9 protein-coding genes and 2 pseudogenes are annotated in these 10,991 nt (G+C 47.1%); 7 read left to right on the forward strand and 4 right to left on the reverse strand.

All coding sequences use genetic code 11. The features are described from left to right. Positions 1-820 precede the first annotated feature (820 nt). The 4 genes from WBA89_RS24485 to WBA89_RS24500 all read left to right on the forward strand — a co-directional run bounded on the left by WBA89_RS24485 (position 821) and on the right by WBA89_RS24500 (position 5,241). Positions 821-1,036 carry a hypothetical protein gene (locus WBA89_RS24485; protein WP_424410092.1) on the forward strand — a complete coding sequence of 72 codons (216 nt, stop codon included), beginning with the start codon at positions 821-823 and terminating at the stop codon, positions 1,034-1,036. Between the two features lie 68 nt (positions 1,037-1,104). After that, a complete protein-coding gene (locus WBA89_RS24490) occupies positions 1,105-2,355 on the forward strand; it encodes an RNA-guided endonuclease InsQ/TnpB family protein (protein ID WP_424410094.1) in 1,251 nt (416 codons plus the stop codon). 710 nt (positions 2,356-3,065) lie between these two features. Next, on the forward strand, positions 3,066-3,896 hold the full coding sequence (gene hpsJ-B, locus WBA89_RS24495; protein ID WP_424410095.1) for a hormogonium polysaccharide biosynthesis protein HpsJ: 831 nt from the start codon (positions 3,066-3,068) through the stop codon (positions 3,894-3,896). Positions 3,897-4,323: 427 nt separating this feature from the next. Then, positions 4,324-5,241 carry a glycosyltransferase family 2 protein gene (locus WBA89_RS24500; protein ID WP_424410097.1) on the forward strand — a complete coding sequence of 306 codons (918 nt, stop codon included), beginning with the start codon at positions 4,324-4,326 and terminating at the stop codon, positions 5,239-5,241. A 564-nt stretch (positions 5,242-5,805) separates the two neighbouring features. Here WBA89_RS24500 and glgB read toward each other — a convergent pair. The 4 genes and pseudogenes from glgB to WBA89_RS24520 all read right to left on the reverse strand — a co-directional run bounded on the left by glgB (position 5,806) and on the right by WBA89_RS24520 (position 9,448). Continuing rightward, positions 5,806-8,100, reverse strand: a complete 2,295-nt coding sequence (gene glgB / locus WBA89_RS24505) for a 1,4-alpha-glucan branching enzyme (protein WP_424410098.1) — start codon at positions 8,098-8,100, stop codon at positions 5,806-5,808. A 211-nt stretch (positions 8,101-8,311) separates the two neighbouring features. Next, positions 8,312-8,711: pseudogene (locus WBA89_RS24510) on the reverse strand (zinc ribbon domain-containing protein); the annotation flags it as partial. A gap of 196 nt (positions 8,712-8,907) precedes the next feature. Next, positions 8,908-9,126 carry a hypothetical protein gene (locus tag WBA89_RS24515; RefSeq protein ID WP_424410099.1) on the reverse strand — a complete coding sequence of 73 codons (219 nt, stop codon included), beginning with the start codon at positions 9,124-9,126 and terminating at the stop codon, positions 8,908-8,910. A 103-nt stretch (positions 9,127-9,229) separates the two neighbouring features. After that, entirely contained in the window at positions 9,230-9,448 is a 219-nt protein-coding gene (locus tag WBA89_RS24520; protein ID WP_424410101.1) for a serine protease, read from the reverse strand. A gap of 347 nt (positions 9,449-9,795) precedes the next feature. On the opposite strand from WBA89_RS24520, the gene WBA89_RS24525 reads away from it, so the two are divergent. The 3 genes and pseudogenes from WBA89_RS24525 to WBA89_RS24535 all read left to right on the forward strand — a co-directional run. Next, complete coding sequence (locus WBA89_RS24525) at positions 9,796-10,377, forward strand: hypothetical protein (RefSeq protein WP_424410102.1); 582 nt, start codon at positions 9,796-9,798, stop codon at positions 10,375-10,377. After that, positions 10,352-10,762 carry a hypothetical protein gene (locus WBA89_RS24530; protein ID WP_424410104.1) on the forward strand — a complete coding sequence of 137 codons (411 nt, stop codon included), beginning with the start codon at positions 10,352-10,354 and terminating at the stop codon, positions 10,760-10,762. The genes WBA89_RS24525 and WBA89_RS24530 overlap by 26 nt, the downstream gene beginning before the upstream one ends. Before the next feature lie 43 nt (positions 10,763-10,805). Beyond that, a pseudogene (locus WBA89_RS24535) lies at positions 10,806-10,991 on the forward strand (hypothetical protein); the annotation flags it as partial.

Genomic DNA, 10,991 nt, shown 5'->3' on the forward strand with positions numbered 1-10,991 from the left:
GGTTATATCAACTCAACAGGAGAACTTTACTATCCGCTTTTAAAGTAGATTAATAGTGTTTTCCTGTGTCGGGGCGATCGTCCCGGCGCTAGCCATCGCTTGTCTTGCAGCTTGCAGCAATCCCAAAAACTTGTAGGCTGCACCGACTAAACCCGCTCAAAGTTCGATCGGGTACAGACAACCTCGGAGACGATATAGCAATCCTAAATGATTCATGCAGATTTGCAAGGGTAGCGCTAAGAGTGCCTACCCCCGATCGGGGTTCGACCTGGGTGAGAAGAACCCTACAATAAATCACACAAATGATTTAGGTTCGCTATAAGCCTCTTCTGTCACTCTCCCGATTAAAAAAGTAAGAAATAAGCCCAGATAGAGCAGAATAATAAAAGGGTTGGAATTGATTCATTGCATCAACTAAATGCTTAGTCCCCAGCAATAAATTAGAATTATAGAATATTTGCAACCAAGGATGAATCAACCCAAATAGAAGGAGAGGTTGCACAACTAAACAAAAATCATTAAGGTATTCTTTATCACTTTGGTGGTTTTATTGTTGACGATCCGAGAAGTTAGGATAATTATTGTTGGGATTAGATTGAGTTCGATAGCATAGATTTACAAACAAAAAAAACTGGGAAGTTAAAGCAATCATTGTTCAACAAAAATAATCGACCGCCACTTTTAAACATCCTTAAAATCAGTAAAACGGTCATCTGTCAGACCTAATTATTCTTTACCTTGCCGAAAGCAATATTCTACCCGCGTTCTTAATCGATAAAGATTGCTCACAATTTTCTTAAGTTTACCTTTGAGATTCGTTTTGACAAATGAAGTAGAATTGGACGGCATCGTTTCTCGATCGGCAGTTATCTCTCAATATGTTATCGCTCCTTTTTCGAGAGCAGTTACGGAGGCGATTCCTTCACCGAAAAACGAGCGAGAAGCCCCTGGCTTTAGACATGGGGAGGAAAGCGGCAGCGAAGGCAAGTCGCCTAACATCTTTGTGTTCAACCAATTCCTTGATACCGAAAGATAGACAGAATTAAATTGTTTATTGTTGAAAGAATGAAATCATAGTATACTGTAACAAGGAGGAAAGAGAATATGTTTGGATGTCAACAGAATTTAATCAGCCCAACTAAAGACTTAAAAGCAATTCTAGAATTCCTGTGCAGCGAGTCGTCGAAGTTGACGAACTGCGGAATATATTATGCTCGTCAAATGTACTTTAAAACAGGCAAAATACCGAGTAGGGTTCAGTTGCACAAAGTGCTTGGTACAGAAAACCAGAACTTGCATTACAAAGCATTTTATTCCGATACCGCGCAACAGATTCTAACTACGGTCGCTGAGTCCTTCAAATCCTACATGGGACTACTCAGAGGAATCAGCAAAGGCACTGTAACCCAAAGACCTAGATTGCCAAATTATCGAAAAGGCGGTCTAGCCTTAGTGACTTATACAGGTCGCTCTGTCCGGCTTAAAAATGGATTACTGAGATTCCCATTGGGCAGCCAAGTTAAAACTTGGTTCGGCTTGGATGCTTTCTATCTCCCTATGCCTACCAACCTAGATTACAAAGCAATCAGAGAATATAGGATTTTACCTCGAAACGGTTCTTTCTATTTAGAGTTGATTTACAAATCGAAAGATGTCCAAGTAGAGGTAGATCGCTCTAAAGCCTTGATGATAGACCACGGGATAAATAATTGGTTGACTTGTATCAGCAACGTGGGGACTAGCTTAATAATTGACGGACGACATCTGAAGTCGATCAATCAAGGATATAACAAGCGTGTTGCGTTTTTAATGGAAGGGAAAACGAATGGTTACTGGTCAAAGCGATTGGAGTGTTTAACTGAGAAGCGCAATCGCACCATGCGAGATGCTGTCAACTCTTCAGCTCGAAAAGTAATAAATCATTCCTTGCTCAATAAAATTGGCACTATAATATTCGGCTGGAATGCTGGAATGAAAAATGGTATTAATTTGGGATCTAAAACTAATCAAAATTTTGTTCAGATTCCAACTGGCAGGTTAAAATCCCGCATTGCTCAGTTATGCGAACAGTACGGGGTTCGGTTTGTGGAAACCGAAGAATCGTATACTTCTAAGGCTTCTTTTGTTGACCTTGATTTGCTACCTAAATTCTGCGAAAAACCAGAAGGGTGGCAACCAAGCGGTCAAAGAGTTAAGCGCGGATTGTATCGCACTCTTGAAGGTTTGTTGATTAATGCAGATTGCAATGGGGCAGGCAATATCGGTAGAAAAGTAGCGGCGACTTTGGGGATTTGTCTCAAAGAAGTCAGTAGAGGCGCATTGATAACGCCTTTGAAAGTCCCTTTGTGGTCTTAGTCAAGAATCCCCCTGATTCATCAGTGGGGAGTATCAATGAACTTTAATCATCAGAAAAGTAGCGGTGAAACTGGGGTTAAATTTTAGTGGAATCGGTAGTGGCGATTTGATAGCCGCCAGCGAAAATCAGACTTGGGACTGTTCAAGAATCCTTGCAGCACGAACGGCATGGGGAGTATCAAAAAGCTCCACAGCCTCCGGCGACCGCGCTCCGCCTCCCCTGGCCAGCTTGCCAAGAGAGCCTGCTGCAACTTGCGCTCAATTACGGCTCTGCCTGGTGAAAAACCGGAGAAAATCGACGCGAGTACCCGATCGAGCTATTTTGATGGAAAATAACGTGAGGTACCCAATCGGCTTCGCCTCTTATGGGGGCTTCCAAACTCATAAAATGGGGGACACTTTGATTCGTTTGCAGAGTTTCCCGCCTTAAAGGCGGTTTTCACCTTCAGGATTCCTGTTTCCACAGAGCAAGAAACTGAACCTCCCGCGATGGTGTGACGCGGCTCCGGGCGCGATGGCCCCGCAGGCGAATCAACCAGCGAGTACGAGAAACTAACACCCGTTTCCCTAAAAAATGAACCGGCTCTCTAGCTCCAAACCCTTATGGAATCAGTGATTCCCCATCAAAAACGGTAGGGGAGATCCCACCAGTTAACCCACTCAACAAAATTTCGTTGAATCTAACGGTGTAGAATTATCTAACAGGAATTATGAAAGCAACTAACAGCCGTCAATTTTCTTCAGTAGCAGCTCGAACTCTAAAAGTAGTCGGGATTATCTTGATTCTTTCTGCATTGCTCGACTGCATTGTTCTATCGCTGCCGGGAGAAACCTCCGACATTGTGAATCGAGGCTGGCAGTTGGCTGCAGCAACTCAGATAGTAGACCGGGGGATTATTCCTTTGATGGGTATCGCCCTGCTGATGACTGGCTTTTGGGTGGACAGCAGCAGCGGAGTCTCTATTGAGCGGCGCAATGTTTGGGTTGACTTGCGATTCTGGGCGCTGTTGATTTCCAGCTTGTTAGGGCTAATTTACCTGTTGCTGGTTCCCGTTCACCTCAACAATACTCGTTTGGAACTCAAGGATGCTCTGGCTCAAGTCGATAAGGAAGCGGGACAAGCCGAAAATCAACTAGAGGTGCAAATTAAAAGCGAGCAGTTTAAAGCTCAGGTAGAACAGCTCAAAAGCCAGCGCCGCAGCCAGATAGGCGCGCTGCTGCAAGATGACGGGCAGCTGCAGCAAGCACTCAAGAGTCCAGATGTTCCCAAGGAATTGAAAGCTGTGCTTGAGGATTCAAAAAATGACCCGAAAGCCCTTGACAAGTTTCTAGAACAGCAAGCTCAAGAACTGCCTGTTCAAGCTCGCAATGAAATTCGCACCCGCAAGCAACAAAAAGAGAAAGAGTTGAGAACTCGATCGAGAAATTCGAGTTTGCAGACGGGAATCAGCAGTTTGTTGTTAGCGATCGGCTACATTACTGTTGGTTGGACAGGATTGAGAAGTCTGGGAATTCTGCGGTTCGGCCGCCGCAAAAATTGACCGGCGCCAGCCCCTAGAACCCGTAAGTCAAGATATCTTGCAAGAAATACTTAATCTGCTGAACATAGCAAACGCTCCTGGCAGTTACGACCTTATTAATGACTGAAGCCATTAATTTTCTTGCATTTTCACATCGACTTCTTCTCGGTTCCTCCCCAACGACTGCGTTTATCCGCTCGCGTAGTCGAAGGAATCAGGAACCGCGAAGCGTTGCACTGAACCCTTCGACGAAGTGTCGAAGAGCCTTCTATCTTCTACCTTCTACCTGACTGATGACGTTGGACGTTCGCTGGGGGGGGGAGACAGCACTAATGACTAATGACTAATGACTAATGACTGCTGACTAATGACTAATGACTAATGACTACTGACTAATGACTACTGACTAATGACTTCTTCTATAGTTTGCCCTTACTGAAAGCTGGGAATGTTCTCAATTTATATTCTGACTTACAACGAAGAGATTGATATCGCCGCTTGCATAGAATCGGCACTGCTTTGTGACGATATCATTGTAGTTGATTCTTTCAGCGGCGATCGCACCCTTGAGATTGTTCAGAACTATCCCGTGCAAACAGTGCAGCACCGCTTTGAAACTCACGGACGCCAGCGGACTTGGATGCTCAAAGAAGTAGAATGCAAGTACGAATGGGTTTACATCCTCGAAGCTGACGAGCGGATGACCCCTGCACTGTTTGCTGAATGTTTAAAGGCGATCGAAAGTCAAGAATACATCGGCTATTACGTAGCAGAAAAAGTAATATTTATGGAGCGCTGGATTCGCCGCAGCACTCAGTATCCCCGCTATCAAATGCGCCTGTTTCGCAAAGACCGAGTTTGGTTTTCTGACTACGGTCACACCGAACGGGAAGTCTGCAGCGGGCCTACTCACTTTTTAAAGGAAACCTACCCTCACTATACTTGCAGCAAAGGTCTTTCTCGCTGGATTGAAAAGCACAACCGCTACTCGACTGACGAAGCGGCCGAAACTCTCCGCCAATTAGCAGCCGGTCAAGTGAATTGGTGGGATTTATTGTTTGGCGCATCGGAGGTAGAAAGGCGTCGCGCTTTGAAAGATTTTTCTTTGCGCTTGCCTTTGCGCCCTGTGGTGCGCTTTTTCTATATGTATATTTTACTCGGCGGATTTCTTGACGGTCAAGCGGGATTAGCTTGGTGTACGCTGCAAGCTTTTTATGAATATCTCATTTTGCTGAAAGTTTGGGAAATGAAGCATATGCCGCTGCCGAATTTAAATGCAGGGGAAGAACAGTCTATTTCTGAAGTAGTGGCAGTTGAGCAGTCTAAAGTTTCTTATAATCTTGGTACTTCCGATACTCGAAATTAAAAATTGGGAATTGGGAATGGGGAATTGGGAATGGGGAATGGGGCATTGGGAATGGGGCATTGTAGGGTGCGCTGCGGCGTTTAGTGTTGAGTTTGTATGCGATAAAAGCCAGAAAAAGTCTGGCGCGGTGAAGCGATAACTAGAGAAAAAGCCGAAAATCGCTATTTGAAGTTCAGATTTTTCTGTCCTTCAAAGCCGGCGTTCGCGGGCTACCCGGTCAATACTAATCGCATTGCACGCCCTACAAACTACTTACTTATCGGGGTGGCGCGCGCGGTCCGGCCCACCCTACAAATAATATCGTTTCCGGTTGCCTCTGAATAATAAAATCGAGTCAACAGTTAACACTCAACCATTCAGTTTTTAGACCCGCCCGTCAACAGTCAACAGTCAACAGTCAACAGTCAACAATCACCTGACGGTGCAACCGGAATTGAGATAACAGGTTTGCCTCCACAAAAACAACACAAAAAAACCCGGTTTCTTAGATAAACCGGGTTTCTAAATACCCTCAAAGTTTTACATATAATCGAGTTTTGATTGTTAACTCAAAACTCTCATTACTTAAAACTCTTGAGATTTTGCTTGTGTTTTTGCCCGATCGAGCTTCAAGATCAACACCCCCAAAGGCGGCAAACACAAGTCGATCGAATAAGCACTGTTGTGGAACCACCACTCATCAGTCCACTTACCCCCCAAATTCCCCATATTGCTGCCCCCGTACTCCCGCGCGTCGCTGTTAAACAACTCCGTATAGAAACCAGGTTCCGGCACTCCTACGCGATAGTGAGAGTGCGGCTGCGGCGTAAAATTGCACACCGTCACCACAAACTCATCGCCATCCTTCTCGCGGCGCACAAAGGCTACCACACTGTGCTTGTTGTCGCTGCAATCAATCCACTCAAACCCATCCTCAGCAAAATCTTGACTGTAAAGTGCAGTTTCGCTGCGGTACAAATGGTTCAAATCCTTAAAAAACAGCTTCAACTTTTGGTGCGGTTCAAATTGCAGCAAATGCCACTGCAAATCCCCCCAAACGTTCCACTCGTGCCACTGGCCGAACTCCATCCCCATAAACATCGTTTTCTTTCCGGGGTGAGCAAACATAAAAGTAAACAAACACCGCACGTTTGCAAACTTTTGCCATTCGTCTCCAGGCATTTTGCCGATGATGTGCGCCTTGCCGTGGACTACTTCATCGTGGGACAAAGCCAGCATGAAATTTTCGCTGTGGTTGTACCACATACTGAATGTTAAGTTGTTCTGGTGAAACTGGCGGAACCACGGGTCCATGTGGTAGTAGTCGAGCATATCGTGCATCCAACCCATGTTCCACTTCAAGTTGAAGCCCAAGCCACCTAGATAGGTCGGCCAAGATACCATCGGCCAAGAGGTAGATTCTTCGGCGATCGACAGCGATCCTGGAAAATAGCTAAAAATGACGTGATTCACCTGCCGCAGAAAATCCGCCGCCTCGATATTTTCGCGGCCGCCGTACTGGTTGGTCAGCCATTCTCCAGGTTCCCGGCAGTAATCCAAATACAGCATGGAAGCTACCGCATCTACCCGAACCCCGTCGATGTGGTACTTGTCAAACCAGAACAGAGCGTTTGATACTAGGAAATTCCTAACTTCGTTGCGGCCGTAGTTAAAGACTAGGGTTCCCCACTCTTTGTGCTCGCCCTTGCGGGGATCGGCGTGTTCGTACAAGTGAGTTCCGTCAAAGAATGCTAAACCGTGGCCGTCTTTGGGGAAATGCCCCGGCACCCAGTCCACGATTACGCCAATGCCGCTGGCGTGGCACTGGTCAACAAAATACATGAAATCTTCGGGTGTGCCGTAGCGGGAAGTTGGGGCGAAATAGCCGGTTACTTGATAGCCCCAGGAACCGTCGAAGGGATGTTCGGCGATGGGCAGCATTTCGATGTGAGTGAATCCCAAATCTTTGACGTAGGGAATCAGCTTCGCGGCCAATTCTCGATAAGTCAGAAACCGCGCCCCTGGTTTGAGTTCTGAAACCGCAACTGCTGGTTGTATGTCACCGTTTGGCAGCATCGCGGGTTCGTCTGTACCGGCGTGCAGCCAAGAACCGATGTGGCATTCGTAAACCGAAACTGGCTGAGTCAGTTGGTCTGTGTGCCGCCGCTGTTCGATCCAAGCGCTGTCGTGCCAAGTGTAGTTATTTAAGTCGGTGACAATTGATGCTGTTTTGGGCCGCACTTCTTGCTGGAAACCGTAAGGGTCGGACTTTTCATAGGGATGTCCGTCTTGGTTTTTCACTTCGTATTTGTAGTGAGTTCCGTAGGATAGTCCCGGAATGAATAATTCCCAGATGCCGTTTTGAGATTTCCGCATTTGATGTTTGCGGCCGTCCCAATAGTTGAAATCGCCTAAAACTGATACGTTGCGGGCATTCGGAGCCCAAACGGCAAAATATATTCCTGTGATGTCGTCTACGGAGGTGACGTGGGCTCCGAGTTTTTCGTAAATCCGGTGGTGGTTGCCTTCTGAGAATAGGTGAAGGTCAAATTCTGTGAGTTTGGGCGATCGAAAGGCGTAGGGATCGTAGATGAAACGTTCGTGTTCCCCTTCTTTGACTCGCAGTTGATAGTTTGCTAGTTCTGGGGTGTCGATCGTACATTCAAAAAAGTGAGGGTGATGCTCTGATTTCATCGGGTGTTGGGCCCTCGACTCGGGCAATACTACCGATACCGCATCCGCGTTGGGCAGATAAGCTCGGACGGCCCAGACTTTTTTGCCATTTTCTTCGATCGTGTGGGGGCCTAGCACTTCAAATGGATCGCTGTGCTGGTTCCCAACAATCCGGTCAATCTGTTCAAAGGGGACGGTCGCGGGCATAAAACTACCTACCTGAATCTTTTAACTAAATGGCTTTCAAAACCTAGAGCGCCGCTGCACTTTACATTTGGATACATTTTTAATTGCTGATCCTACCACTGATTAGGATGATTTTGCAGGTACCGCCTCGGCAGGGCGCGCGTCTCCAGCGCGCACAGCCGACAATCCGGTTGCCTTGCTGGCGGTGGAGCTGTGATTTTACGGCTAGTGACTAGCTTCTAACTATTTGACACTTCCGAGGCGCGATCGCGCGGGGATTCTTGGTTCTACGAGCCGACTTGCTCTCTCCTGGATTTCTCCAGCAAAAGTAGAGGTCAACTCTCAAGAGAGCGTTGCTTGCGTCAAGCGCAAAGGTTCCGGTATGCCCGCAAGTCCCCAATCCCCGACTGAGGATGTTTCTAGCTGCATTTTCATCTCTATCGATTGCAAAACTGCACCGACAAACCAGGGTTCTAGTTGATAGCGTTTTCTTAACAATTGCACCGCAGAAGCGAGCATTCTTGGCTGGTATATTGCGGGTTAACCGCAACCGTCACCCTCTCAAACACCTTGCCAAAGTATTCAAGCCTGATTCGGAACTGATACCAAGATGCGTCGTTAATCGACTTAGCTTTCGCAGTGATTTTTTACCTAATATCTGCCTAGCTTTGCCCCTGTTCTTTGACCTGAGACTAGGCTATCTGGCGCAGGATTGTGGGGGCGCGCGCGGTAACAAAGCTTTAAAATTCAAGCAGTCCTCAAAGGACGGGGTTTTCAACCCAATTTTCGGATAACTCTTAAAACAAATTGAATAATTTAGATTTTCACCTAGATTTTTTTGACTTTTTCGACACTATGTGATATATAGTTTTTTCCGGTTTCAGGACGATCGGCATCTGATGATCGATAGCTGGATTTTTTAGGCACGGGCGATCGCCCGACAGGTATATTTTTAAAGTCCCCGAACGCGGTTTCGCCACCAAGTTCGTGAATTTTGGCAGTGCGATCGAACAGCCAAGGGTAGACAAAGCATAAAACAACAACCAATAACACCCAACTTGAGGCCTAGCCATCAGGTAAAAAAATGCCAGGAGCGATTTTTTTACCTGCTGGCTGGGCTCGTTGGGTCTAGACTCCTTAATAGCCGTAGTTAGGGAGACTTCTTAGGGGCAGGAGCAGGAGCAATAGTTGCACCAGCCCCAGGAGTGGCTGTTGGAGTTGCCTGCACTGCTGGTGGAGCAGAAACAGGAGGAGTAGTAGTAGTGCTGTCGGGAGTAGGGCTAGCGCCGCCGCCGGTCTCACCGCCACAGGCTCCGAGGGCTGCTGCCAAGCCCATTACTAAAGTCAAACGAATTAATGCCTTGTTCATAAACACTCCTTAAACAGTGAAAACCCATCGCAAGGAAGGGAATAGTGTACTTGAGAAACCATGCTGGCACGAATAGATCGACGATTCGCTCGTTGATTACAATACTGCATTTGTTAATAAATTTCACCTAGATTCTGGCGAATCGGCAAAGATTTATTTTTTTTGGCAAATCCTGAAGTCAAAGTGACCGGTGGTAGGATGGGTTGGTTGGCTTGTGATGTATCTTGGGTAAGGATAACCGATCGATTCAAAATTGTCGCGATTGGTGACAATTGACGATCGGCAACAAAAAAACTCCTAGCCTCAATCAAGCTGAAGCTGCCCCATTTTATGTATTGGTGAACTCTATGACTGCTGCTATCAGATCCGCGGATTCTCGCCGCTCCCGATCGACCCACAAGCCCGCCCCTGACAGACCCAACAGCAAAGTTACTTCTATTGCCAGAGCTAGACGGGCAAAGACAGGGCCCGAATTGCCCAACTACGAGGTCGCCGAGGCACCGCCAAGACCAAGCGCCGAAGCTTCGGTACTGAAAGTGATGCCCGATCGCCAGTGGCAGCCGGTGTGGCTGCAATCTCTTTTGCGGGTGGAGCGCGCCTCTTCAGCGGCTGTGGTTCTGCTTTTAGGCGGTGCTCTGGCTCTCTACGGTTTGACTGTCTACAGCCAGCAGCAGTGGAGTCAAGAGTATCAAAAGCTGGAAACTTTGCGCCTCCGGGAACAGCAGTTGACTGCTGCTAGCGAAGTTTTGAAACACCAACTTGCTAAAGAAGCTCAAAACCCAGAAACCGGTTTGGCTCCGCAGAAGCCTGCAGACACGATTTTCTTGCAGCCGGTTCCCGATCGCCGATCGCTAGGGGCCCGGACACCAAATTCTGAAGAACCCGCCATCAAAAATCAAGGGGATGCCGAAACGCCATTGGGCTATTGAGGCAGTCTCAGTCGATTGGGGCACTGAAGGTTTGAGATTTGAGATTTGCTCCACAGATCGATCGGCGAGCTTGAATTGTTGTCGGAAAGTTGTGGTTCTCCGCGACTCGATCGGGCGGCACGGTACCGGTTTTTGGGCAGTGTCAAGACCCAAAAGACGCGAGGGGAGAGTGTCCGAAGGCCTTGGTTGCTGTCAGGCTTTTGTGGGAGTCGCGATCGGTTTGGGCATCCCACCCTTAGTAGGTTACACATTAAAAATAATGGCGTTGCTGAATACAAATATGAATTCAAGATTTCCCAATTTCTATAAGCCAAGTATGGTGAGCTTTGTAACATCAAGCGAAAAGTTGATTTGTATGCCAGAATCAGCAACGCCTTATTTTTAATTCCGTCACAGTGTCCTCAATTCTTTCTTGGTAATTTACTTTCATGGAACCGTCCTTACGCTCGGTGTCCTATTGTCGCATATTTTTGGAGAAGTGGGATAAGGAGGACGCTGCAAAACTGCATCGCGAGGCGCGGTGTGTCGAAGTCCTGAAAATTCGCTCTCAGACAGAAGTGAGCAATGCTAAATCTGACTTGGCAGAGGCTAAAGCAACTATTGTCAAGCAATTT

It is taken from the genome of Microcoleus sp., assembly GCF_049646505.1.
Lineage (GTDB): Bacteria > Cyanobacteriota > Cyanobacteriia > Cyanobacteriales > Microcoleaceae > Microcoleus.

Bases quoted from the DNA above. Each gene is read 5' to 3' on its own strand.
- WBA89_RS24490 (WP_424410094.1), top strand. From the start codon at position 1,105: ATGTTTGGATGTCAACAGAATTTAATCAGCCCAACTAAAGACTTAAAA.
- WBA89_RS24520 (WP_424410101.1), bottom strand. From the start codon at position 9,448: ATGAACAAGGCATTAATTCGTTTGACTTTAGTAATGGGCTTGGCAGCA.
- WBA89_RS24530 (WP_424410104.1), top strand. From the start codon at position 10,352: ATGCCGAAACGCCATTGGGCTATTGAGGCAGTCTCAGTCGATTGGGGC.
- WBA89_RS24500 (WP_424410097.1), top strand. From the start codon at position 4,324: ATGTTCTCAATTTATATTCTGACTTACAACGAAGAGATTGATATCGCC.
- WBA89_RS24525 (WP_424410102.1), top strand. From the start codon at position 9,796: ATGACTGCTGCTATCAGATCCGCGGATTCTCGCCGCTCCCGATCGACC.
- hpsJ-B (WP_424410095.1), top strand. From the start codon at position 3,066: ATGAAAGCAACTAACAGCCGTCAATTTTCTTCAGTAGCAGCTCGAACT.
- glgB (WP_424410098.1), bottom strand. From the start codon at position 8,100: ATGCCCGCGACCGTCCCCTTTGAACAGATTGACCGGATTGTTGGGAAC.